Origin of the sequence: Actinosynnema pretiosum, from assembly GCF_002354875.1 — a bacterium.
Classification (GTDB): domain Bacteria; phylum Actinomycetota; class Actinomycetes; order Mycobacteriales; family Pseudonocardiaceae; genus Actinosynnema; species Actinosynnema auranticum.
In genome coordinates, this window is sequence record NZ_CP023445.1 from 4,100,538 (window position 1) to 4,123,356 (window position 22,819).

The window sequence follows — 22,819 nt, forward strand, 5'->3', positions numbered from 1 at the left end:
AACCGTGCACGTGCTGTCCTACTTCACCACCGACGACGAAGCCCTGCACGTGGCCACCAGCCCCGACGGCCACCACTTCACCCCGCTCGACGACGGCGCCCCGGTGCTGCGCGGGCAGGTCGGCGCCGGAACGCTGCGCGACCCGTTCCTGCTGCTGGGCCCGGACGGGCTCTACCACCTGCTGGCCACCGACGGCTGGTCCAGCCCGCGCATCGTGCACGCCACCTCCCCCGACCTGCGCCGCTGGTCGCCGCAGCGCCTCCTGGAACCGATGGCCGGGGTGACCGGGGCGCGCAACGCGTGGGCCCCGGAGGCGTTCACCGACGACGACGGCGTCGTGCACCTGCTGTGGTCCTCGGTGGTCGACCCGGACAACGACGACCACGACTGGCACCACACCAACCAGGAGCACCGCATCTGGCACACCGCCACCCGCGACTTCACCGAGTTCACCGAGCCCAGGGTGTTCTTCGACCCCGGCTACCCGGTGATCGACGCGACCGTGGCCCGCGCGGACGGCCGCTACGTCATGGCGTTCAAGGACGAGCGCGGCGAGAACACCCCCGACACCGACCACAAGAACATCCTGCTCACCACCTTCACCGACCCCCACGGCCCGCTCACCGAACCCACCGGCCCGGTCACGCCCAGCCCGGTGGAGGGGCCGTCGCTGTTCCGCCGCGGCGACGAGTGGGTGCTGATCTTCGACCACTTCCTCGACGACGGCTACGGCGCGCTGGCCAGCGCCGACGACATGTCCACCTGGGAACCCACCGACATCGGGATGCCGCCGGGGATGCGGCACGCCTCGGTGCTCGTGGTGCCCTAGAGCCCGCGTGCACGACACCGGCCGCCCTGGCGGTCCTGATCGCCCTGCTGCCCGCGTTGCCCGCCTGCTCCACCTCCCCCGACGAGGGCGGCGAGGTGCTCACCGTCGTCGGCGGGAAGGGCGGCGGCGGTGAGGAGGCCCGATTACCCGAGCTGAACGCGGCCTTCGAGCGGGCCCACCCCGGCGTGCGGGTCGAGCATCACTAAGTCGGGCCCGGCACTACGAGACGTGCAACAACCCCGAGCTCGGGTCCGGCACCGCCGCCGACGTGATCGTGGTCCACAAGGCGAAGACGAGTTCAAGACGGGCCGCTGGGCGCTCCTCATCCAGGGCGCGTGGAAGCTCGCCGACTTCCGCGCCGACATCGGCTTCCGCTTCTCCCTGAGCCCCATCCCCGCGGGTGCGGCCGGGAGCGAGCCGGTGGCGGTGGCGTTCGTGGGCACCGGCTGGGCCGTCAACGCCGGTGCGCGGCGCCCCGACCTGGCCCGCGAGTACGTGCGGTTCATGGCCGAACCCGGCAACGCCCGCCTGTACTGCGAGGCCGAGGGCGCGTTCTCCCCTTGTCGGCGGGACCACGACCCTGCCCGCCGAGGCGTCCGCGCTGGTGACGGCCTTCGACGCGAGCCGTTGGGCCGGACCGCCCGCGCAGGGCCTGGACTTCCCCGGAGCCGAGGAGGTCATGGGCGCCGCCCTGCAGGAGGTGTTCCTCGACCCGGCCACCCCGACCGGGGACGTGCTCGCCGCCCGCGACCGGATGCCCGCGCGGGGGTGAGGGGATGCTGCGCACCCGCACCGCGCTGGCACTCGTCACTCCCGCCGTGGTCGTGATCGGGTACGTGTGGGCGCAGGTCTGCTCGCCGGTGGGCGGGCCGCTGGGCGCGGTGCTCGGCGCGCTCGGCCTGGACGAGTTGCGCCGGGTGTGGCTGGGTGACCCGGCGACGGCGCTGTTCGCGATCGCAGTGGCGACCGTGTGGATGTACCTGGGGCACGCGACGGTGATCTTCCTGGCCGGGTATCTGGCCGTGCCGACCGCGGTGTTCGAGGCGGCCGAGCTGGACGGGGCGCGCGGGTGGTGGCGCTTCCAGCATGTGGGGACGCAACGCCGACGCTGAGCCTGCTGGTGTGGGAGAGCAGCTTCCGCGACTACCGGTTCGGGTGCGGCACGGCGGTCCGGTGCGCGGCGGTCGAGCCACCTGGTGGCGGCGCTGGTGGCGGTGTTCCTGGCGCTGCAGCGGCACATCGTCGCGGGCATCACGGCGGGCGCGGGCCGGTAGGAGGGGCCGGCCGCCGAAGACCGCCGGGGGATGTGCCGCGCGGACGGCACATCCCCCGGTTTCGGGGTCACGGGGGCTGTTCAGGCGCACCTCTCGCCCATCCAGCCACACCAGTCACTTACGTCACGGTGACGCTAGTTGGCCCCGTTGGCCCTCGGCGACCGGGGTCACCACACGTCCCGCACCGGGGCGTCCAGGGCCTGTCCGACCAGGTCGGCGGCGCTGCGGGACGGGTCGCGGGCGGCGTGGTTGTAGACCTGGCTGGTGGTGTCGATGCTGCTGTGCCCGACATCCGCCTGGACGTTGCCCAGTTCGGCGCCCGCCTCGACGGCGGTGGTGACGTAGAAGTGCCGCAGCGCGTGGGGGTGCATGGCGTCGGCGACGTCCAGCAGCGCGTCTCCCCCGCTCTCGGCGAGCCTGCGCAGCAGCTGCCAGAGGGCTTGGCGCTGGTAGCGGTTGCCGGTGCGGGTGGTCAGCAGCGGGGTGGTGTGCGCGGTGGCCCGGCGGTCGGCGCGGGTGAGCTCCTTGCTGCGGCTCTCCTGGGTGCGCAGGTAGCCCATGAGCGCGGTCTCGGCGAGCGAGTGCAGGTACACGATCCGCGTCTTGCCGCCCTTGCCCTCCACCCGCAGCGCCCGCCGACCCCGGTTGACGTGCAGGTCGGCTCGGTCGAGGCCGCAGATCTCGCTGACCCGCAGCCCGAGCGTGAACAGCGCGACCACGGCCCCGGCCCGCGCGGTGTCGACCTCGGAGGCCCCGCGCCTGGGGGCCCGCGCCACGTCGTAGAGCGCGCGGACCTGGCCGATGGTGAGCGTGACGGTGCTGGTGGCGTTCCCGCGCGGGGCGACCAGCCCGAGCCTGCGCCGGTCGAGCGCGGCCGGGTTGCCCTCGGCGAGCCCGACGTCGGCCAGGTGCGTGTACAGCGCCTTGACGGTGGCGAGCATCCGGTCACGGGTGGCCACGGCCGCCCCGGCGGCGTCGAGCTGCGCGAGCCAGGCCTTGACCTGCGTGGACCCGGCCGTGAGCGGGTCGATCCCGAGCCCGGCGCACCACCGGAACCAGTGCAGGTGCCGCAGCCGCCCTCGGGGCGCGGGCGGCGGTCGGTGCTCGCCGGTCGCGGGGGCGGGGTTGATCTGGAGCACGGCGCTGTAGCGGATCACGGCGCGGGTCCAGGCGGGTTCGGCGATGTCCAACCACTCCCGCACGTCGTTCGGGCTGACCGGCAGCCCAACCCCCTCGGCGTAGGTCCGCCGGGTCGCGGTGTTCCCGTACGCCGCCAGCCACTCCGCGATCTCCCCGACCAGCGCGGCCGGGTCACTCACCCCTGGCCACGGCCCACCCCCCGCGTCCCCCTCTCCCCGCAGCTCAGGCGCCCCGCCCACCAGCACAACGTCACTCACCGCACGCACCTCTACCTCTAGGTGATCTTCCCAGGTCAACCCTACCCACTTTTCAACTTGGCTACAAAAGCACACTTCTGTAGCTGAGTACAGTTGGGGTTAATTAACTACAACCGACGGTTGCTAGTTGCGTAACCCATTACTAGGATCTGGGGTGTGCCGGTCACTCCTGCGGACAAAACCCCGCTCTGCGCCTTCGCGCGCTGCAAAGCCCCGCTCCCCCCGCCCGGACCGAGGGGAGGACGCCCGTTCGAGTACTGCCCGGACCGCGCCTGGCCCGGCGGGCACACCTGCAAGCAGTTGGCGGCGGCCGAGGCCGCGCTCACGGAAGCCCTGGAAGCACCCCCGTCGCCGAACCTGTCCGGGTCCACAAGCGTGTTCGTCACCGCCGCGACCCAGGTCCTGCAACCCCTGGAGGAGCTGGGCGCGGCCCTGCGCGAGCTGAAGGGCGCCACCACGACCGAGCTGCGCGAGGCCGCCGAGCAGGTCGACCAGGCCAAGGCCGAGGCGGCGCGCGAGCGCGAGGCGCGCGAGCAGGCCGAAGCCGCCGCGGCCAGGTCGGTGGAAGCGGTCACCGAGGCGACCGGGGCGAAGGCGGCGGCGGAAGCGGCCAGGGACGAGGCACTCGCCGACGCCCGCACCGCGCGCGAGGAACGCGCGGAGGCGATGAAGCGCCGCGAGGAGGCCGAGACCGTCCAGCGCTCCGCGCTCCTGGACCTGGCCCGCGTCACCGCCGAGCGGGACGCGGCCCGCCACCAGGCCGAGCAGTCGACCGCCACCGCCGCGGCCACGGTCGCCGCGATCACCGCGTCCGCCGACCAGCGCGTGCAGGCCGCCACCGATGCCCAGGCCACCGCCCGCGAGCAGGCCGCCGAGCTCAGGGCCGAGCTGACCTCGCTGCGCAACCAGCTCGCCGAGCGCACCACCAGGCTCGTCGCCGCCGAGGCCACGGCCGAGCGCCTGCGCGCCGAGACCGAGCAGCGCGTCGAGCGCCTCACCGCCGAGGCCGAGGCCAAGCTCGACCGGGCCCGAGCCGAGCAGGACAGGCGCGCCGCCGAACTGGGCGCCCAGACCGAGCGCGCCGACTCCCTGCAACGCGCCCACGACCACTACCGGACCGTGCTGACCAGGATCGCGACCCTGACCGATCCCCGAGGCGTCCCGGACGACGCGGAGCAGGTGCGGCAGACCGTGGCCGCCGTGGCCGCGCTGGCGCAGGAACGCCCGCCGGTCTGACCTCCCCCGCCCCCTGGGGGCGGTTCAGGGGTCGTGATCACCAGGTCCGGGAACCCCGCCCGCTTATGTCACGGTGACGAAAGTGGGCGGGGTTATTCCCGCCGTCCGCTCTCCCACTTGCGCGCGCGCACCTTCGCCAGCACCGTCCCGCCCACCGACGCCACCACCCGTGCCAGCCCCGCGACGATCGGCCGCCCCCACCTCGGCAGCGGGCGCGGGAAGCGCTCGACCAGGCGCAAGGCCGTCTCGGCGTGCCGGGGGTTGAGCCTGCGCACGGTCTCCAGGTCCCCCACGCGGTGCCGGTAGTCGGCGAGCACGGCGCCCCGGAACCGGGTGACCTCGCCGAGCAGCTGGGGCAGACCGGGGGTCTTCCCCGCCTCGGCGAACTCCGCCCTGCCGATCGTCATGCGCTCCAACGCCCCGCGCACCGCGGCGCGCTTGCGCAGCTCGGTCCACTGCTCCTCGGCCTGCCCGGCCACCCCGGTGCGCCGCTCGCCCGTGGTCAGCGGCTGCTCGCCCGCGATCTCGATCATCGTGGGGTCCTCGGGCAGCTCGCCCTGCCCGAGTTCGGCGTAGTCGTCGGTGATGCGCAGGTTCCGCCCGACGTAGTCGCGCCACGGCAGGACGAGCTGCTGCACGAACGCGTGCACGGCGAGGTGGTGCTCGTCGGGCCGCCGGGCGTCCAGCTCGGTGAACCGCTTGGGGGCGTGGGCGGCGTAGAAGCGCTCGACCAGCTCGTTCCGCCCGCCCTCGGGGGTGTCCGCGTGGGCGCGCGCGACCTCGTCCAGCCGGTCCCGGCGGCTCACCTGGACCTCGTAGCCGACGAACCCGCTCGGGTCGGCGTCGACGGGGAAGTCGCGCAGCCGCTCGGTGGGCACACCCTCGCGCAGGCGCAGCTCGTTCGCCGGCCTCGTGTCGCCCCACGTCCGGGGGGCCGGACCGATCAGGTCGGTGTAGGTGCGCAGCGATCCGGGCAGCACGTTCTGCCGCAGCGCCTCCAGCGAGCGCGGGTCGCGGATGCCGACCTGGTTGGCGGCGAAGCGCTTGTCGACGTTGAGGTCCCGGCTGCTGTCCTTGGCCCCGTGCTCGGTGATCAGCCCCGCGGCGATGCGGTTGACGATCGACTCGGGCACCAGGAAGGACCGGATCAGCGGCCGGGCGGCCGGGCTCTGCTCCCCGTACTTGTCCATCCACTTGAGCTGCCGCAGCGCCTGACCGAGGCTGAGCCACATGACCCGCTCGGGTCCGGAGGCGGCCCCGGTGTGGATCTGCACGTGGCCGCCCTGGTCCTGGCCGACGTCCTTGTTCCTCGGCGCGCCGGAGCCGAGGGCGTCCTCGAACACGGCGACGTAGACGGGGACGTGGAACTCGCCGCCGACCAGCACGCTCTCCTGCGGCCCCCGGTTGATCACGCCCGCCCCGACCTCGCCGGTGACCCTGCTGGGCGACAGGCGCCGCGAACCGGGCACGGCCCGCGTGGAGCGCTGGGGGTCGTGCCGGTCGACGGCGTCGAGCGCGGCGTTGACGGCCGCGTCGCCGTAGCCGGTGGAGCGGTCGACGAGCCTCCTGGCGTCGTTGAGCAGGGTGGCGCGCCGGTCCGGTGGCGCGTCCGCGAGCAGGGTGGTGATCAGCCGGTCGAGCCGCTCGGGGGCGGGTGCGCCCTCGGCGAGCAGCGGGCGCAGGGCGGACTCGAAGTCGGCGAGGCGCTCCTCGGTGACCATCCTGGCCACGACGGTGTTGCCCGCCGCGCGCTGGAGGGCGACCAGTCTGGCGTGCGGTGACGGGGGACGCGCGGGGGCGCCGGGACGGGGTTGCGGGCGGGCGTGGTCGTGGGAGTCACCGGTCCGCGCGTGCACCACGCCGTCCACCTCCAGCCGCAGCCCAGGTCGTCAGCGTGTCGTCCCGGCGCGGTGCCGGCAACGGCCGATCGGGCACCGCGCGGGCAGGCGCGGTGCCCTCGCGGGCTGTCGGGTCGGGGTCAGCGGGTTCACGGGGGCCTTGGCGGGCGGTTCGCGGGCACTTCCGAGCGCGGCGGGCAAGCGGATAGCTCATCCGCACGTGTGCTACGGTGAAACGGATTCCTTATCCACATAATCCGCTCCGGAGCCACCCATGACCGTCACCCGCGCCCAGGTCGACGCCGCAGGCCGCACCCGCACCTACACCCTGGTCACCCCGGCGGGCCCGATCACCGACCTGGTCCTGGTCTTCCACGGCTCCAAGCAGACCGCCGAGAAGCACCGCGCGTTCACCGGCCGGGCCTTCGACGCCCTGGCCGCCGGTGGCGCCGCCGTCGCCTACCTGGACGGCCACAAGGGCAACTGGAACGACGCCCGCCGCGGCAGCCGCTTCCCCGCCCGCGTCGAGGACGTCGACGACGTGGCGTTCACCGAGGCCGTCATCGCCCGCCACGCCCCCGACCGGGTCCACGCGATCGGCTACTCCAACGGCGGCCAGTTCGTGTTCCGCCTGCTGCACGAGCGCCCCGGCCTGCTGACCGCAGCGGTCGCCATCGGCGCGACCATGCCGACCAGCGACAACTTCACCGTCCCCACCCCACCCGCGCCCACCCCGTTGCTGCTGGTCAACGGCACCCGCGACCGCATCGTCCCCTACAACGGCGGTGAGCTGAAGCCGTGGGCGCGGGCGCTGTTCAAGGTCGACGGCGACAACCTCTCCGCCCCCGCCACCGCCGCCTACTTCGCGCGGCACAACGGCATCACCACCGCCCCGACCAGCACGAGGACCGGCAACGCCGAGCGCACCGTCCACACCCAGCCCGGCAAGCCCCCGGTCACCCTGCTCACCGCCCACGGCGCCGGCCACACCATCCCCGGCCCGAAGAAGGCCCCGTTCGTGCTGGGCTCGACCAACCGGGACGTCACCACCGCCGACCTGGCCCGCGCGCTGTTCGCCCGCTAACCGGCGGCGTCCGCGCTGCGCCGCGCGAGCAGCGCGAACGCAGCCGCCAACTCCGGCGGCCCCACCACCTCCACGTCAGCGTCGAACCGCAGCACCGACGCCGCCAACCCCACCCACGACCACGACCCCGCCACCACCCGGCACCGCCCCGGCCCCACCTCCTCCACCACCGCGTCCCCGACGTGCGCCGCCACCTCCGAGGCGGGCAGGTCCAGCAGCACCTCGCCCCGGCACGGCCACTCCCCGTCCGCCGACCCCCGGAACCGGCCCCGCACGAACGCCGCCACGTCCCCGCCCGGCGCCTCGCGCGCGGCGAAGCGGGGGCCGGTGGGCACGCGCGGGGTGATCCGGTCGGCGCGGAAGGTGCGCCAGTCCTCGCGGTCCAGGTCCCACGCCACCAGGTACCAGCGCCCGCCCGCCGCGACCAGGTGGTGCGGCTCCGCCCGCCGGGGCGGGCCGTCGGAGCCCGCGTAGTCGAACCGCAGCACCTCCCGCGCCCGCACCGCCGCGCTCAGCGCCACCAGCACCTCCCCGCCCACCCGCACCGCCCCCGGCCGTTCCAGCGCCGTGACCTGCAGCGCGTCCACCCGGTGCCGCAGCCGCGCGGGCAGCACCTGCCGCACCGTCGCCAGCGCCCGCACCGCCGCCTCCTCCACCCCGGCCCCGCTGGTCGCCGCCACCCGCAGCGCGACCGCCAGCGCCACGGCCTGCTCGTCGTCGAACAGCAGCGGCGGCATCTGCGTCCCGGCGTCGAGGCGGTACCCGCCGTCGGGGCCCTTGACCGCCGCGATCGGGTAGCCCAGCTCCCGCAACCGGTCGACGTCGCGCCGCACCGTGCGCGAGCTGACGTCCAGCCGCTCGGCCAGCAGCGCGCCCGGCCAGTCGCGCCGCGCCTGGAGCAGGGACAGCAACGACAGCAACCGCGCGGAGGTCTTCTGCACGTCCGGCAGTATCCACCCCGGTAGCGGACACAAGCTGTCCTCTTCCCGCGACACGCTGTGCCGCATGAGGACGCGAGAGCTGGGCAGGACCGGGATCCGGGTGAGCCCCTACTGCCTGGGCACCATGATGTTCGGCGCGGGCAACACCGACCTGGACGAGTGCGAGGGCATGGTCCGCCACGCCCTGGACGCGGGCATCAACTTCATCGACACCGCCGACGTGTACGGCGGCGGGGAGTCCGAGCGGGTCGTCGGCCGGGCCATCCGGGGCAGGCGGGACGACGTCGTGCTCGCCACCAAGGGCAACGGCCCGATGGGGGACGACCCCAACCGGCGGGGAAGCTCGCGGCGCTGGATCATCACCGCCGTGGAGGACTCGCTGCGCAGGCTCGCCGTCGACCACGTCGACCTCTACCAGGTGCACCACCCCGACCCGTCGACCGACGACGAGGAGACCCTGTCCGCGCTCACCGACCTGGTGCGCGCGGGCAAGGTCCGCGCCATCGGCACGTCGAGCCTGCCCGCGTCGCGGATCGTGGAGGCCCAGTGGACCGCCGAGCGGCGCGGCCTGCACCGGTACCGCACCGAGCAGCCCCCGTACTCGATCCTCGACCGGGGCGTCGAGCGCGAGGTGCTGCCCACCTGCCGGCGGTACGGGCTGGGCGTGCTGGTGTGGAGCCCGCTCGCGTCCGGCCTGCTCACCGGCCGCTACCGCCGGGGCACGCCGATGAACCCCGGCCGGATGCGCTGGGTCCCCCGGCACCTGACCGACGAGCGCAAGCTCGACGCCGTCGAGCGCCTGATCCCCCTGGCCCGCGAGGCCGGACTGCCGCTGGCGCACCTGGCGATGGCGTTCGCCACCGCCCACCCGGCGGTGACCTCGGCGATCATCGGCCCGCGCACCCCCGAGCAACTGGCGGACCTGATCGCGGGCGCGGGCGCCGTCCTGGACGACGACCTGCTCGACAAGATCGACGGGATCGTCCCGCCGGGCGTGGACCTCGGGCCGATCGACGTGGCGTTCTCCCCGCCCGAGGTGACCGTCCCGGCGCTGCGCAGGCGTCCGCTCGACGAGCGCGCGGCGGCCTGACGTGACCGTGCTGACCACCCGCGAGCTCAACCGCGCCACCCTCGCCAGGCAGTTGCTGCTGGAGCGCGCCGACCTGGACGCGTGGGGCGCGGTGTCGCACCTGTGCGGGATGCAGGCGCAGGAGCCGCAGGAGCCGTTCACCGGCCTGTGGTCGCGGCTGCGGGACTTCGCGCCCGCCTCGCTGGACGACCTGGTCACCGGCAGGCGCGCGGTGCGGGTGCACCTGATGCGGCGGACCGTGCACCTGGTGACCTCGGAGGACGTGCTGGCGTGGCGGTCGCGGCACGCCGACATGCTGCGCCAGAAGGTGCTCGGGGTGTACCGGGCGGACCTGGCGGGCGTCGACCTGGACGAGCTGGCCGCCGCCGGGCGGGAGGCGCTGGCGGGGGAGCCGAGGAGCGCGGCGGAGGTGGTGCGCGCGCTGGCCGGGCGGTGGCCGTCGGTGGCGGCCAGGGCGCTGGGCGAGATGGTGATCGCCGCGCTCGTGCCGGTGGCCCAGACGCCGCCGCGCGGGCTGTGGCGGGCGAGGGGCGGGGTGCGCAACGCGCTGCTCGCTGACTGGCTCGGCCGCGAACCCGACCCCCTGGACGCCGACGACCCGGTCGGCCGCGAGCTGGTGCGCCGCTACCTGGCCGCGCACGGCCCGGCGAGCTCGGGCGACCTGCGGATGTGGAGCGGCCTGGCCGGGCTGCCCGCCGCCGTGGCGGCGGTGCGCGAGGAGCTGGTGTCGTTCCGCGACGAGCGCGGTCGCGAGCTGCTGGACCTGCCGGGCGCCCCCAGGCCGGACGGCGACGTGCCCGCGCCGGTGCGGTACCTGCCCGCGTTCGACAACGCGATCCTGGGCTACCAGGACCGGAGCCGGATCATCGACGACGCGCACAAGGGGCTGTCGGTGGCCGGGGAGCGGGTGGTGCTGGTGGACGGGCGGGTCACCGCGACCTGGCGGGTGGCCGAGGACGTGGTGCGGGTGGCGCCGCTGCGCGAGCTGACGGGGGCCGAGGTCGACGAGGTCGTGGCGGAGGGCGAGCGGCTGGCGGGGTTCCTGACCGGTGGCGGGCGGGTGGCGGTGGGCTGAACCGCCACCCGCCCGCGGGGCAGGCGCCCGGCTGCGCCCTGAGCGCCTCGACGTCCTGGAGGTTCGCCAGGTGGCTGAACCGCCCGTCGCGCACCCGGTGGAGGGCGTGCTCGGCGATCTCGAACGACGCCCCGGTGGGCGCCACGCCGAGCCACTCCTTCACCGGCGTTCCCGCGTCGGTCAGCCTGGCGGCGATCCGGTCGCCGTCGACCACCACCTCGCGCAGCTCCCAGCGCAGGTCGGGCACCGCGCCGACCCCGGCCTGCGCGCGGGCGGGTCGTGGGCGGTGCGCTTCGCGGCGTTCCGGCACGTGCGGATCGGCGGGGTGGTGCGCGGCGGCCCCGGCTCGTGCACGTGCCCGCCGCGTGGTCGGCTCCTCGCCCCGGCAGTCCGCGACGCCGCCCGCCGCTCCGCCGCCGGGAACGCGCGCGAGGCGTCCGCGAGCTGCGCGGTCACGCGGTAGCCCTCAGCGCAGCAGCCGCTCCAGGCACAGGTCCATCCCCGCCTCCAGGTGCTCCGCCGACCCGGTCGACAGCAGCACCGTCACCCCGCCCTGCACCGCCGCGATCACCGCCGCCGCCATCCGGTCCGGGTCCAGGCCCGGATCGGCCTCGCCCGCCGCCTGGGTGGCCACCACGCCCTCGCGCACGCACGCCTGCCACCGCCGCAGCAGCCCCGCCGTGACCGCTCGCGACCGCTCGCTGAACCTGCCCACCTCGGCGATCAGCACCACCAGCGGGCAGTGCACCCCCTGGTCGCGGTACCGCTCGACCACCAGGTCGCGCCACGCCAGCCACGCCGCGCGCGAGGTCAGCTCGCTCAGGTACGGCTGCTGGTCCTCGAAGACCCGCTCGGCCTCCAGCTCGGCCACGGCCAGCAGCAGCTGCTCCTTGCCGTCCGGGAAGTAGTGGAAGACCTGGCTCTTGCCGGTGCGGCTGCGCCCGCACACGTCGTCCAGGGTGGTGGCGCTCGCGCCGCGCTCCCTGACCTCCTCGGCGGCGGCCTCGACGATGCGCCTGCGGGTCGCTGCGCCCTTCGCGGTGATCACCCCCAGGACTGTACTTGTGGGTACATTTTGCCGAAAATACCGTCACCGGCATGAGAGCGATCGTGATCGAGAAGCCCGGTGGACCCGAGGTGCTGGCGCTGCGCGAGCGGCCGGACCCGCGTCCCGGACCGGGCGAGGTGCTGGTGGACGTGCGCGCGGCGGGCGTGAACTTCATGGACACCGCCATCCGCGCGCAGGGCGCCGCCGAGGTGCCCGGCATGGAGGGCGCGGGCGTGGTGGCCGAGGTGGGGGCGGACGTGCGCGGGTTCGCGCCCGGCGACCGCGTGGCCTGGATGACGCTGGACCACGGCAGCTACGCCACGCGCGCCGTGCTGCCGGAGTCGAAGCTGGTGGCGCTCCCCGACGGCGTGGGCGAGGAGACGGCCGCCGCGCTGGTGCTCCAGGGGCTGTCCGCGCACCACTTCGCCACCGTGTCCCACCCGACGCAGGCCGGTGAGGTGGTGCTCGTGCACGCCGCCGCCGGTGGCGTCGGGCTGCTGCTGGTGCAGCTGGCCAAGGCGCGCGGGGCCACCGTCGTCGGGCTGGTGTCGCGGGAGGAGAAGGTCGGGGTGGTGCGCGCGGCGGGCGCGGACCACGTGCTGGTGTCGACCGGGGGCGGGTTCGCCGAGGCGGTGCTGGAGCTGACCGGCGGCGTGCACGCGGTGTTCGACGGCGCGGGCGGCAGCACGTTCGAGGCGTCGCTGCGGGTGCTGCGCAGGCACGGCACGCTGGTCTACTACGGGCCGCTGATCGACGACGTGCCGACCGTGCGGATGAGTGAGCTGCCGCGCAGCGTGCGCGTGACCTACTCGTCGGTGGAGGACCACATCAGCGGGCCCGGCGAGCTGGAGGCGCACGCGGGGGAGCTGTTCGGCATGGTCGAGCGCGGTGAGCTGGCGGTGCGGATCGGCGGGCGCTACCCCCTGGCGGAGGCGGCCAGGGCGCACGCGGACCTGGGGTCGCGGGCGACCACCGGGAAGCTGCTGCTGCTCCCGTAGAGCGGCGGGGGCGGGGTGGAGGTCCCCGGCGCGGGGCCCGCCCCACCCCGCCCCCGGCCCGCCCGGCGTCCCCTCCCGGTAGCGCGGGCCGGTCCCGCCACGGCCGGGACGGCGCGCCTCCCCCCGGTGCGCGCCGCCCCGGCCCTCCCCCAGCGGATTCCCCCAGGAGTCCCGGCTGCGGTGTCGGGCACAGTCCAGCGCACCCCGGCTCGCGCGAGGGGGCCGTTCGGACACTCCTGGACGTTCCTGGACGACACCCGCGCGGCGGAGATGGGAACGCCCTCCCCGGCAGGACCGGGGAGGGCGGAAGGTTCCACGCGGACCGGTGGCGCCCCGGTCGTCGGGAGCTCCTAAGCGGCCCCGATCCACTCCCAGGCCCGGCACTTGCTGTCGCCGCCGCCGGTCTTGCTGCTGCACACCCGGAAGCTGATCACCTCGCGGGGACCGACGCTCCTGGTGCCGCACCCCTTCTTCGCCCCGTTGGAATCGCCGAGCTTGTACACGGTCCCCGAGCCGCCCACCGTGTACTCGATGCGCACACCGCGGTCGTTCGCCGAGGTGTCGCACACGCGCAGGTACTGGTGCGTGTGCGACACGTACCCGGAACCGCCGCCGTCCGGCGGGGTCTGCCCGTGCTCCGCCGCCGAGGCGGCGTGGGTGCTGGCGGCCAGCACGAGAACCGTTCCGGCGGCCACTGCCGCCGCCCGCTGAGCGAACTTCACCACGAGATCCCCCTTGAGTTCCCCGGACGAGTCTTCAAGATCAAGTCCTTCGACCTGGGGGACAGTACAGCGGTACCGCCGTCCGGCCTACCCTCCGAAAGGAGCATATGCGCCCAATTCGTGGTGAGGTGGCCGACTTCACGCGCACCGGCCGTCACGCGGCGGGCGGGAAGTCCTTGCGCTTGATCTTGGCCCGTCGCCCGTCCGGGTGGTGGAACACGATGCCCTCGGCCAGGTGCCCAGGCGCGAACGCGCTGTCCAGCCCGGCCAGGTAGTCGCGCAGCTCGGCGTACCCGCGCGGGGCGTCGGTCAGCACGGGGGCGGCGGTGTCGAACGGCACGCACAGGTGCGCGTCCAGTCCGAGCGGGTTGCCCTGGATGCGCGGGCCGAGCGCCTCGCACGGGTGCTCGCCGTCCGGCCAGCCGGACACGTCGGTGCCCTCGGCGGCGGCCAGCACCCACCTGTCCTGCGGGGACGCGGCGTCGGTGTCGACGTACCAGCCGTCCACCACGCCCCGCTGCTTCTGCTCCTTGCTCGGGTTGCGCCGCTTCTCCACCCGCACCAGGTGCCCGGAGCGCACGGTCAGCCGCACGTTGGTCCCGTCGAGCTTCTCGGTGCCCACGCCCCCGCCCTCGAACACCCAGGCGCACTCGGCGCGCGGCCGGTCCACCACCTGGAACCGCTCGTCCCGCTCGAAGAGCGTCGGGATCTTCTCCATGACCTGCTTCCCCCTGACCACCTGTCCGGTGAGCTCCTCGTGCGAGATCGCCCCGGCCGCCAGGCCCGCCGCGAGCGAGCGCACCAGGTCGGCCACCGACACCCCGGCGTCGACGGCGACGTGCTTGAGCGCCTTCTTCTCCTCCGGGGAGATCCAGGCGACCAGCCGCGACCAGCCGTCCGGCGGCGTCCAGCGCGCCGGGGCGGCCGGGTCCTTGCGCGGTCGGCCGGGGCCCTTCGGCTTGTCGTCCACGGCGGGGACGGTAGCTGCGGCCGAGCTGTTGTGTCAATTGGCATAACAGAAAATATGCGCAGCTGAGAACGGCTGCGCGGTCCGCTCACTGGCTGCGGTCAGCGTGTGGTGCGCCGTCGCGCCCTCGGGTCGAACCCAGGCCGCACCCGCCGTCCGACCCGGAGCGGGAGGGGGTCCCGCAACCCGGCCAGGTGCCGCCGGTACGCACGCGCCCCCGGTGAGGCGTCCCCGACGGCGTCCCAGCGGTCGGGGAACATCGCGCTCCCCGCGCTCAGCGCGGTGCTCGTCCCGAACAGGTTGCCCTGCAAGCGGCCGGTCACCAGCAGGCCGCGGGCCCGGGGGACCGGCTTGCTCAGACCTGCCGTGACCGGTCCTCGGTTGAGCTGGAACCAGACCTCGCGGCGGTTGGCGAACAGCACGACGCCCTCGCGCAGGTCGCGCGCGTCGGTGTGGACGTCGAAGTCCCACTCGGCCCCCCCGCCGGGACGTGGCGGCCCCGGAAGTGGCGCAGGAAGCGGCGCAGGTCGACGGGTGCGCCGAACGGGATGACCGCGTCCGCGTAGGGCTCGCCCGCGACGAAGGCGAGCCTGAACTCCAGGCCGCACGTCCTCCCCCGGACCTTCCGCCGCAGGTGCAGCGAGAACGTGTCCGCGTCGCCGTGACTCCAGTGGTCCCGCGCGCGGACGTGCCCGCTGAGGTGCTCGAACGACAGCGCCAGCGGGTCGACCAGCAGGTCGGGGACCCGCTCGACCGAACCGTGCAGCAGGTAGCGGCACATCAGGTCCACCGGGTGCGCCTGGCGCGCTGCCCGCGTGAAGAAACCGTCCCGCACAGGCCCTCCCGGTCATCGCGCCCTCCACCGCGCCGGGGGCGTGGGGCGAACCTAGCCGAGGGGCGTTCGGATTGCGCCGCAGCGGTGAAGGGTGCGGACAGGGCGGCGTCGCGGCCGATAGCGTGGCGTGGTGATCGAACCCCACCCCGAGGGCAGGCCGCCGGGCCTGGCGGGCATGCTGGGCAAGCACCTGGCGGCGGGTGTGCTCTTCCGGGACCGGGCCGGTCGGGTGCTGCTGGTCGAGCCGTCGTACAAGGCGGACTGGGAGATCCCCGGCGGGGCCGTCGAGGTGGACGAGTCGCCGTGGGCGGCGGCCTCGCGCGAGCTGGCCGAGGAGCTGGGGTGGACGCGGCCGGTGGGCAGGTTGCTGGTGGTGGACTTCCACCCGGCGCGCGACCGGCGGCCGGAGACGGTGGCGTTCGTCTTCGACGGCGGGCTGGTGGAGGAGTCGGACCTGGCCTCGGCGGACTTCCCGGACGGGGAGCTGCTGTCGACCGGGCTGTACCCGCTGGAGCGGGCGCGGGAGCTGGTGCGGCCCTGGTTGGCGGGGCGGATCGCGGTGGCGCTGCAGGTCGTTGACGGTGGCGGGACCGCGTTGTGCGAGGTGGGCGAGCGGGTGGCGTGAGCGGTCCGCCCCGGTCGCGGTCTGCCCGGAGCAGTAGAGGGTCCGGGAGTGCCCGGAGACCACCTCGCGCTGGTTGAAGCCCATGCCTGCCCGCGAACCACGACACCTCCTGTCAGGTATTGCTGGCAGGATTCCGGGCGTGCGAGCTGACCGGTTGGTCTCGCTGGTCCTGCTGCTGCGCGGCCGGGGCCGGATGTCCGCGACGGCGCCGGTCCGCGAGCTGGAGGTGTCCACGCGCACGGTGCTGCGCGACGTGGAGGCCCTGTCGGCGGCGGGCGTGCCGATCTGCGCCGAGCGCGGGCGGCACGGCGGGTTCGCGCTGCTGCCCGGCTTCCGCGCCGAGCTGACCGGCCTGAACCACGACGAGGCGCTGGCGCTGCTGGCGGGCGGCGGCTCGTTCGGCCTGGGCCCGGCGCTGGCGCGGCCCTGCGCAAGGTCGCCGACGCCCTCCCCGAACCCCACCCCGAACCCCACCGCGGCACCGCGCACGACGCCGCGACCCGTCTGCTCGCGTCCCCCGCCACCGACCTGCTCTCCCGCCCCCTCACCTCGGACAGCGCGCCCGACACCGTCCTGGCCGAGGTGCGCCGGGCGGTGGTGGCCGGGCGCAGGCTGCGCATCCGCTGCGCGCCGCCCGACCGGGAGCCGGGTTGGCGCGTGGTCGACCCGATCGGCCTGGTCACCGCAGGCGAGCGCACCTACCTGCTGGCGACGCGCGACGGCGGGGACCGCACCTACCGCCTGTCCCGCGTCCTAGCCGCCGAGGCGCTGCCCGAACCCGCGATCCGCCCGGCGCGGGTCGACCTGGACCGGGTGTGGCGCGAGCGCCGCGCCCGCTTCACCCCGGAGTCGGCGCAGGTCACCGTGCTGGCGCGGGTGTCCCCGTCGCGCAGGGGGGAACTGGCGGGCACCGCGACGGCCGTGCGCGCCTGCGCCTGCGACGCGCACCCCTGGCCGTGCCTGGAGGTCGTCCACCAGGACCGCAGGCACGCGGAGTGGGCGCTGTGGCACCTGGCCGAGGACGCGCAGGTGCTGTCCCGCCGTGGCTGCGCGACCACCTGCGCGCCCGCGCCACCGCGCTGGCCGCCCGCTACGCCGCACCACCGGCCGCGGATGCCTTGACCACCCGGAAAACCAGCCCCTAGATTCCGATCAGGTACATCGTCCTCGACGGGGCCGCCGATGTCGGGGCACTCCCGCACGCCTCGCAGACAGGACCGACGATGATCCCGCGCACCCCCGACTCCCCCGGCTTACGCCCCGCCGCCGCGCTGGGCGTCGTCACCGCCTTGGCAGCCGCCATCACCCTCGCCGCCGTCCCCTCCCCCGCGCGGGCCGCCGCGGGCTGCCGGGTGGACTACCGGGTCTCCAGCCAGTGGTCGGACGGCTTCACCGCGGACGTCGGCGTCACCAACCTCGGCGACCCGGTCACCACGTGGCGGCTGACCTGGTCGTTCGGCGCGGGCCAGTCGGTGACCCAGGCGTGGGGCGCGGTCGCGGCCCAGACCGGGGCGCAGGTCAGGGCCGACAACGCGGGCTGGAACGGCTCGCTGGCCACCGGCGCGAGCACCTCGTTCGGCTTCACCGGCTCCTGGACCGGCGCCAACCCGGTCCCGCAGGAGTTCGCCCTCAACGGCGCCACCTGCACCGGCTCCACCACGCCGACCACCACGACCACCACGACCACGGGCGTGCCGCCGCAGGACGCGCTGGCCAAGGCGCACACCGTCGGCCGGGTCAGGCAGTCGGCGGGCGCCGCCCGCTACACCTGGCCGGGCACCGCCTTCGAGGGCCGCTTCCGGGGCACCGGCGTGGGCGTCACCCTCAACGACGCGCTCAACGACTACGACGTCCAGATCGACGGCGCCACCGTGGCCACCCTCGTCACCCCCGGCCGCGTCACCCACCAGGTCCAGGGCCTGGCCAACGCCGTGCACACCGTGCGCGTGGTCAAGCGCACCGAGGTCCCGTGGAGCGCGGGCGAGTTCGGCGGCTTCACCGCCGCCCCCGGCGGCGAACTCCTCGACAAGCCCGCCCCGCGCGCCCGGCAGATCGAGTTCATCGGCGACTCCCTCACCGCCGGCTACGGCAACACCTCCACCAGCCGCGACTGCTCCGCCACCGGCGTCGACCGCAAGTCCAACGCCGACCTGACCTTCGGCGCCCTGACCGCCCGAGCGCTGGGCGCGGACCACCAGATCAACGCCCAGTCCGGCAGGGGCATGGTCCGCAACTACAACGGCGGCGACCCCGGAACCGACTTCCGCACCTCCTACGCCCGAGGCCTGCAGAGCGACCCGAACGACACCTGGCAGAACCCACCGACCTGGCGCCCCCAGCTCGTCGTGGTAGGCCTGGGCACCAACGACTTCTCCACCCCCGTCAACCCCGGCGAACCCTGGACCGCCGACACCCTGATCACCGCCTACAAGTCCGCCTACCAGGGCTTCCTGACCAAGCTCCGCGCCGCCTACGGCCCCGACACGGTCATCGTGGTCAACGCCTCGAACCTGTTCGCCCAGACCGCGCAGCAGGTCGTCACCGACCGCAACGCCCAGGGCGACACCCGAGTCCGCTTCTGGAACCACGACGACCCCCGCCTGGACCGCCTCGGCTGCGACTGGCACTACTCGACCGCCGACCACAGGCTCCTGTCGACCCTGCTGACCGACTACATCGCCACCCTGCCGCTGACCTGGTGACCACCCCTGGGGCCGCCGCCGCCCGTCACACCCTCGGCAGGTGCGCGGCGACCTCGGCCAGCGCGTCCAGGGTCTCGTGGTCGAACCCGCCCGCGCCCGCGTTCTCCACCTCCGCGATCGTCACCTCCTCGCCCGTCCGCTCGCTGCCGTACCGCAGCCCGGTGAACTCCACGTCCGCCAGCTCCAGCAGCCCCGCGCCCAGCGGGGTGATGTCGCCGGTGCCGTGCTCGTCCACGAGCGCGGTGAACTCGCGCGCCTGACCGGCGTCCGCCAGGCCCACCCAGGCCACGGACACCACCGCCGTGCGGCCCTCGGCGTCGGCCACGGCGAACAGGACGCGGTCCAGGGCGGTGCAGCGGTGCCGGGTGAAGAAGTCGCGGACCTGGCCGTGGGACGCCAGCAGGCAGTCGCCCTGCTGGCGGGCGGTCCGCTTGACCTGTCTCAGGCCGAAGCGCTGCCAGGCGCCCTCGGCGTCGCCCCTGCGCGCCGACTTCCTGCCCTCGGTCTTGCCCGCTCGCAACTGCGAGGAGGACAGCCCGACCTCCCCGGCTGCGACCTCTCCCGCCGCTGCCGCGCCACCGGCGCCACCGGCCCCCGAGGAGAGCATCGCGACCACCACCGCGCCCGCCGCCACCGTCGCCCCGGCGCCACCGGCCTTGCCCCGGATCGGCCTGACCCGCCCCTGCCCGTCGGTGAAGAAACCCCCTGCCACGCCCTGCTCCTCCCACTCGTGTTCGTCCCAGCGCGGAGAGTAGGGAGGCGGTCCGACAGTTCGGCCGGGCGGCGGTTGCCGAACGACCCCCGAGGCGTCACTGAACCGGGTGAAAAACGTGGGCATCGGCGCTGGTCACGGGCCTGCTGCGAAAAACACGCCCAGGGGCCTGCCCGGTGAGCGGGGCGCGCCGGACCTCCACGCCCGCGGCCCCTACCGGGAGCCCTGAACCGCCAGGTAGGCGTCCAGGCGGGCGGCGGCGGTGAGCATTGCGCGGGCTCGGGTGTGCAGGCGGGTTCTGCGGGTGGTGAGGGCGGCGGCCACCGAGTTCGGGGTGCCGGTGCGCAGGTCGGCCAGGAGCGGGGCGATCAGCGCCAGGGGGTGGCCGCCCTTGCGGAGCTGGGCGATCAGGTGGGCGTCGCGGACGTCCTCCGGGTGGTAGGCGCGGTGGCCCGCGTGGTCGCGGGCCGGGGTGAGCAGGCCCTCCGACTCCCAGCGGCGCAGGGTCGCCGGGCGGACGCCCAGGCGGTGGGCCAGCGCGCCCACCGGGAGCGGGGTGCGGGACGGGGGCGGGGTGGTGGTCAGGGTGGTCAGGGCTGCGGCCACGGCGTCCAGCGCGGCGCGGTCCGCCAGGAGCGCGGCGTGGCTCCGGTCGATCAGGTCCAGGGATCGCTCCAGGTGGCCCTCGTTCGCGGCGACCATGATCTCGGTGGCCACGGCGTGGCCGTGACCGGCCGCCAGGGCCAGGAACGCGCGCAGCGCTGCGGCGTGGCGCTCGGTGTAGCGGCGGTGGCCGGAGGGTGCTCGTTCGGCCTCGGGGAGGGCGCCGGACGCCTCGTAGTTGCGCACCGCCTGGGTGGACAGGTCGTGCTCCCGCGCCAGGTCGACCGTGCGCATCGGGCCTCTCCTCGGTTTGAGGTTTTTGGGGTATTGAGCTGCTTTTTCTTGGCATAACTCCACACTGTCACATCAACGATAGCGTCGAAGGGGACTGAGACCGCACCCCAGGAAGGGCGTCATGCTCCCCGAAGACTTGGACGTCACCGCGCTGCTCGGAGCGCCGCGGTTGCTCGCGCTCGGCGAGGCGATGCACTTCGAGCCCGCGCTGCCCGCGGTGCGCAACGAGCTGTTCGGCCGGTTGATCGCCGACCACGGCTACCGGACCGTGTCGGTGGAGAGCTGCTGCCTGCGCGGCAGGCTCGTCGACGAGCACGTGCGCACCGGCGCGGGCGAGGAGGCCGAGGTGCTGCGCGACGGGTTCAGCCACGGGTTCGGCGAGGCCGCCGGGTCCGCCGAGCTGCTGCGGCTGCTCGCCGCGCACAACCGCGCCCACCCGCACGACCCGGTCGGGTTCGCCGGGTTCGACGCGCCCACCGAGATGGCCGCCGCCGACAGCCCCCGCGCGGCCCTCGAACTGGCCTGGCAGGGCCCGCTGCCCGCGCACGTGGACGAGCTGCTCGGCCCGGACGAACCGTGGGTGGAGCCCGCCGCCGCGCGGGCCCCGGCGCGCTCCATCGGGTCCGACCCGAGGGTGGCCGCGCTGCGGGTGGTCGTGGAGGAGCTGCGCTGGGACGCCGCGGCGCGCGCCGCCGACCGGACGCCCGAGCAGCGGTGGGACGTCGAGCTGGGGTTGCGCGTGGCGTCGGGGTTGCTGGCCTACCACGCGGCGATGGCGGAGGACAGGCCCGACCGGTTCCCCCGGCTGGGTGGCATCCGGGACTCGGTGATGGCGGAGAACCTGCGCGCGCTGACCGAGCGCGGCCCGACGCTGGTGTTCGCGCACAACCAGCACCTGCGCGCCTCGGCGATCGACTGGGAGGTGGGCGGCGCGGTGAGCCGGTGGCCGAGCGCGGGGTCGCTGCTGGCCGCGCGGCCGGAGCGCAGGCACGCGGTGATCGCGACCGCCGTGGGCGTCGCCGAGCACCAGGGGTTGGGGGAGCCGGAGGCGGACACCGTGGAGGGCAGGCTGGCCGCGCGCTACGACCGGCCCGCGCTGGTGGGGGTGGAGGAGATCGTGGAGCTGTCGGCGGGGGCGCGCAAGCGCGGCGGGTCGGAGCGGCAGCTGAGCTACTTCCCCCTCGACCCGGCCGCGCCGCGCGACTACGACGCGGTGCTGTTCCTGCCGGAGATCGGGCAGGGGTGAACGAACGGAGGTCGGGGCCGCGCGCACGCGGCCCCGACCTCGCTCAGCAGCCGAGGTCGTAGATGTAGACCGAGCTCCAGATCCTGATCCACTCACCGGGCGAGTGCCAGCCCAGGTAGAACACCGAGCAGGTGGTCGACCGGAAGCAGTCGGTGTCCTTGAAGTACTCGGGCGACTGGTTGGAGTTGCGGCCGGAGGCCACCGTCTTGCGCGGGTGGGTGGAGCTGTCCGGCCAGAGCGAGCACGAGGTGTGGCTGCTCGAATCCCTGGCGGCTTCCAGCGACCTGTTGGTGCGGTTGTTCACGATCCCGCACGGGTCGAGCACCCCGCCGCAGTTCGCGCCGAACGGCTCGACGGCGGAGTCGGCCCCTGCCGAGGTGTCGACGGGGACCACAACGATCCCACCCCTCGGCGGGGCGTCACCCGCTGCAGCCACCCCTGCCGCGGCCACGCCCGACGCCGCCATGCCGGATGGCACGAACCCCACCAGCGCCACCAGGACGGCGACTACGATCGCCATGCTGCGGAACACACGTCTGCTCATGCGAATCCCCCTCGGACCACCGGTCGCCCCCCTGGCGAACCCGGTCGGACCGACAGTGCGCCGCTCGGCCACGACGGGTGTCGGAGTCTGGGAAGCCACCCGCCGATGGACGAGCGGTGGGCTGCTCTCGATGGGGCACGCCTGTTCAGGCGCACCGCTGGCCGCGCGCGTCCACGCGGCGCAGGCTGCGGCGACCGCGCACGGCCAGCAGCGGCTTGAGCAGCAGCCACTCGCCGACCCGCTGGTCGCGCGCCCGCACCAGCCGCGCCGCCAGGTGCGGGTGCTGGCGCCACAGGTACTCGCGGGCCTTCTCGGCGTGGAACGGGTTCGACACGACCTTGATCCGGGCGAAGCCCTCCAGCAGCGGCCCGACCTCGCGCACGTTCTCCCAGGTCGTGCGGCTGCGCGGCTCCCGCAGCAGCGGGCCCCGGTAGCCGAGGGCCCTGGCGTGCCCGGCCAGCAGGTCCGCCTCCGGGCGCGCGCCGCCCACCGGGCCCCCGCACACCACCAGCACCGACCCCGCGCCGTCCAGCGAGCGCAGTCCCGCGCGCACCCGCCACCGGTTCACCGCGTTCGGCCGCTCGCCCGCGTTCCGGTAGCCGAGCACCACCACCGCCGTGCCCGAACCCCCGCCGTCCACCCCGGCGCCGAGCCTGCGGCGGGACGCGCGCCAGTGCTCCACCTCGCCCCACACCAGCGCCCCGACCAGCGCGAACCCGATCCCGGCCCCGATCTTCCGCAGCACCACCGCGCCAACCT

23 protein-coding genes and 4 pseudogenes are annotated in these 22,819 nt (G+C 74.8%); 14 read left to right on the forward strand and 13 right to left on the reverse strand.

Features of this window, described 5'->3' with window-relative positions; all coding sequences use genetic code 11:
* Positions 1-4 precede the first annotated feature (4 nt).
* The 5 genes and pseudogenes from CNX65_RS17630 to CNX65_RS17640 all read left to right on the forward strand — a co-directional run bounded on the left by CNX65_RS17630 (position 5) and on the right by CNX65_RS17640 (position 1,941).
* Positions 5-829 carry a glycoside hydrolase family 43 protein gene (locus CNX65_RS17630; protein ID WP_096494448.1) on the forward strand — a complete coding sequence of 275 codons (825 nt, stop codon included), beginning with the start codon at positions 5-7 and terminating at the stop codon, positions 827-829.
* A gap of 56 nt (positions 830-885) precedes the next feature.
* Positions 886-1,035, forward strand: a complete 150-nt coding sequence (locus CNX65_RS35460; RefSeq protein WP_157767704.1) for a hypothetical protein — start codon at positions 886-888, stop codon at positions 1,033-1,035.
* Between the two features lie 22 nt (positions 1,036-1,057).
* Positions 1,058-1,381: pseudogene (locus tag CNX65_RS38360) on the forward strand (extracellular solute-binding protein); the annotation flags it as partial.
* A 52-nt stretch (positions 1,382-1,433) separates the two neighbouring features.
* On the forward strand, positions 1,434-1,601 hold the full coding sequence (locus CNX65_RS37120; protein WP_232519881.1) for a hypothetical protein: 168 nt from the start codon (positions 1,434-1,436) through the stop codon (positions 1,599-1,601).
* Positions 1,602-1,605: 4 nt separating this feature from the next.
* Entirely contained in the window at positions 1,606-1,941 is a 336-nt protein-coding gene (locus tag CNX65_RS17640; protein WP_096494452.1) for a carbohydrate ABC transporter permease, read from the forward strand.
* A gap of 329 nt (positions 1,942-2,270) precedes the next feature.
* Here CNX65_RS17640 and CNX65_RS17645 read toward each other — a convergent pair whose 3' ends face one another.
* The gene (locus tag CNX65_RS17645; RefSeq protein WP_232519882.1) at positions 2,271-3,500 is read right to left on the reverse strand and encodes a tyrosine-type recombinase/integrase; all 1,230 of its coding nucleotides are present in this window, start codon (positions 3,498-3,500) and stop codon (positions 2,271-2,273) included.
* A gap of 156 nt (positions 3,501-3,656) precedes the next feature.
* Between CNX65_RS17645 and CNX65_RS17650 the strand changes: the two genes are divergently transcribed.
* Positions 3,657-4,736, forward strand: a complete 1,080-nt coding sequence (locus CNX65_RS17650) for a coiled-coil domain-containing protein (protein ID WP_157767706.1) — start codon at positions 3,657-3,659, stop codon at positions 4,734-4,736.
* A 92-nt stretch (positions 4,737-4,828) separates the two neighbouring features.
* Here CNX65_RS17650 and CNX65_RS17655 read toward each other — a convergent pair whose 3' ends face one another.
* On the reverse strand, positions 4,829-6,595 hold the full coding sequence (locus CNX65_RS17655; protein WP_157767707.1) for a hypothetical protein: 1,767 nt from the start codon (positions 6,593-6,595) through the stop codon (positions 4,829-4,831).
* Positions 6,596-6,848: 253 nt separating this feature from the next.
* Between CNX65_RS17655 and CNX65_RS17660 the strand changes: the two genes are divergently transcribed.
* Positions 6,849-7,658, forward strand: a complete 810-nt coding sequence (locus tag CNX65_RS17660; RefSeq protein WP_096494460.1) for an alpha/beta hydrolase family esterase — start codon at positions 6,849-6,851, stop codon at positions 7,656-7,658.
* Here CNX65_RS17660 and CNX65_RS17665 read toward each other — a convergent pair.
* Positions 7,655-8,599: a helix-turn-helix transcriptional regulator gene (locus tag CNX65_RS17665; RefSeq protein ID WP_096494462.1), complete on the reverse strand. Its 945-nt coding sequence runs from the start codon at positions 8,597-8,599 to the stop codon at positions 7,655-7,657. The genes CNX65_RS17660 and CNX65_RS17665 overlap by 4 nt on opposite strands.
* Positions 8,600-8,663: 64 nt before the next feature.
* Between CNX65_RS17665 and CNX65_RS17670 the strand changes: the two genes are divergently transcribed.
* Both CNX65_RS17670 and CNX65_RS17675 read left to right on the forward strand, forming a co-directional pair.
* Positions 8,664-9,689: an aldo/keto reductase gene (locus CNX65_RS17670; RefSeq protein WP_096494464.1), complete on the forward strand. Its 1,026-nt coding sequence runs from the start codon at positions 8,664-8,666 to the stop codon at positions 9,687-9,689.
* Between the two features lies 1 nt (position 9,690).
* Positions 9,691-10,764, forward strand: a complete 1,074-nt coding sequence (locus CNX65_RS17675; RefSeq protein ID WP_096494466.1) for a winged helix DNA-binding domain-containing protein — start codon at positions 9,691-9,693, stop codon at positions 10,762-10,764.
* Between the two features lie 91 nt (positions 10,765-10,855).
* On the opposite strand, the pseudogene CNX65_RS38365 reads toward CNX65_RS17675, so the two are convergent.
* Positions 10,856-11,074: pseudogene (locus tag CNX65_RS38365) on the reverse strand (ester cyclase); the annotation flags it as partial.
* Between the two features lie 156 nt (positions 11,075-11,230).
* Complete coding sequence (locus CNX65_RS17685; RefSeq protein WP_096494468.1) at positions 11,231-11,812, reverse strand: TetR/AcrR family transcriptional regulator; 582 nt, start codon at positions 11,810-11,812, stop codon at positions 11,231-11,233.
* Positions 11,813-11,862: 50 nt separating this feature from the next.
* On the opposite strand from CNX65_RS17685, the gene CNX65_RS17690 reads away from it, so the two are divergent.
* Positions 11,863-12,810, forward strand: coding sequence for a quinone oxidoreductase family protein (locus tag CNX65_RS17690; protein ID WP_096494470.1), 948 nt, complete (start codon positions 11,863-11,865; stop codon positions 12,808-12,810).
* Between the two features lie 350 nt (positions 12,811-13,160).
* Here the strand turns inward: CNX65_RS17690 and CNX65_RS17695 are convergent, their stop codons facing one another.
* The 3 genes from CNX65_RS17695 to CNX65_RS36230 all read right to left on the reverse strand — a co-directional run bounded on the left by CNX65_RS17695 (position 13,161) and on the right by CNX65_RS36230 (position 15,334).
* Complete coding sequence (locus tag CNX65_RS17695) at positions 13,161-13,535, reverse strand: hypothetical protein (RefSeq protein ID WP_198320496.1); 375 nt, start codon at positions 13,533-13,535, stop codon at positions 13,161-13,163.
* Between the two features lie 151 nt (positions 13,536-13,686).
* A complete protein-coding gene (locus tag CNX65_RS17700; protein WP_096494474.1) occupies positions 13,687-14,502 on the reverse strand; it encodes an RNA ligase family protein in 816 nt (271 codons plus the stop codon).
* Positions 14,503-14,854: 352 nt separating this feature from the next.
* Positions 14,855-15,334: a hypothetical protein gene (locus tag CNX65_RS36230; protein ID WP_198320497.1), complete on the reverse strand. Its 480-nt coding sequence runs from the start codon at positions 15,332-15,334 to the stop codon at positions 14,855-14,857.
* A 130-nt stretch (positions 15,335-15,464) separates the two neighbouring features.
* Here CNX65_RS36230 and CNX65_RS17710 point away from each other — a divergent pair, with 130 nt between their 5' ends.
* Positions 15,465-15,959, forward strand: coding sequence for an NUDIX domain-containing protein (locus tag CNX65_RS17710; protein ID WP_232519883.1), 495 nt, complete (start codon positions 15,465-15,467; stop codon positions 15,957-15,959).
* A gap of 3 nt (positions 15,960-15,962) precedes the next feature.
* On the opposite strand, the pseudogene CNX65_RS38165 reads toward CNX65_RS17710, so the two are convergent.
* Positions 15,963-16,043 (reverse strand): annotated as a pseudogene (locus CNX65_RS38165) (RidA family protein); the annotation flags it as partial.
* A 55-nt stretch (positions 16,044-16,098) separates the two neighbouring features.
* On the opposite strand from CNX65_RS38165, the pseudogene CNX65_RS17715 reads away from it, so the two are divergent.
* Together CNX65_RS17715 and CNX65_RS17720 are read left to right on the forward strand one after the other, a co-directional pair.
* Positions 16,099-17,104, forward strand: a pseudogene (locus CNX65_RS17715) (helix-turn-helix transcriptional regulator).
* Positions 17,105-17,182: 78 nt separating this feature from the next.
* Positions 17,183-18,661 carry a cellulose binding domain-containing protein gene (locus CNX65_RS17720; protein ID WP_096494476.1) on the forward strand — a complete coding sequence of 493 codons (1,479 nt, stop codon included), beginning with the start codon at positions 17,183-17,185 and terminating at the stop codon, positions 18,659-18,661.
* A 25-nt stretch (positions 18,662-18,686) separates the two neighbouring features.
* Here the strand turns inward: CNX65_RS17720 and CNX65_RS17725 are convergent, their stop codons facing one another.
* Both CNX65_RS17725 and CNX65_RS17730 read right to left on the reverse strand, forming a co-directional pair.
* Positions 18,687-19,373 (reverse strand): hypothetical protein, encoded by a 687-nt coding sequence (locus tag CNX65_RS17725; protein WP_096494478.1) that lies wholly within the window; start codon positions 19,371-19,373, stop codon positions 18,687-18,689.
* 213 nt (positions 19,374-19,586) lie between these two features.
* Positions 19,587-20,270 (reverse strand): MerR family transcriptional regulator, encoded by a 684-nt coding sequence (locus CNX65_RS17730; RefSeq protein ID WP_096494480.1) that lies wholly within the window; start codon positions 20,268-20,270, stop codon positions 19,587-19,589.
* Between the two features lie 121 nt (positions 20,271-20,391).
* Between CNX65_RS17730 and CNX65_RS17735 the strand changes: the two genes are divergently transcribed.
* Positions 20,392-21,516, forward strand: a complete 1,125-nt coding sequence (locus CNX65_RS17735) for an erythromycin esterase family protein (protein ID WP_096494482.1) — start codon at positions 20,392-20,394, stop codon at positions 21,514-21,516.
* 43 nt (positions 21,517-21,559) lie between these two features.
* On the opposite strand, the gene CNX65_RS17740 is transcribed toward CNX65_RS17735, so the two are convergent.
* Both CNX65_RS17740 and CNX65_RS17745 read right to left on the reverse strand, forming a co-directional pair.
* A complete protein-coding gene (locus CNX65_RS17740; protein ID WP_157767708.1) occupies positions 21,560-22,060 on the reverse strand; it encodes a hypothetical protein in 501 nt (166 codons plus the stop codon).
* Between the two features lie 145 nt (positions 22,061-22,205).
* Positions 22,206-22,808, reverse strand: a complete 603-nt coding sequence (locus CNX65_RS17745) for a YdcF family protein (protein WP_096494486.1) — start codon at positions 22,806-22,808, stop codon at positions 22,206-22,208.
* Positions 22,809-22,819: the final 11 nt, after the last annotated feature.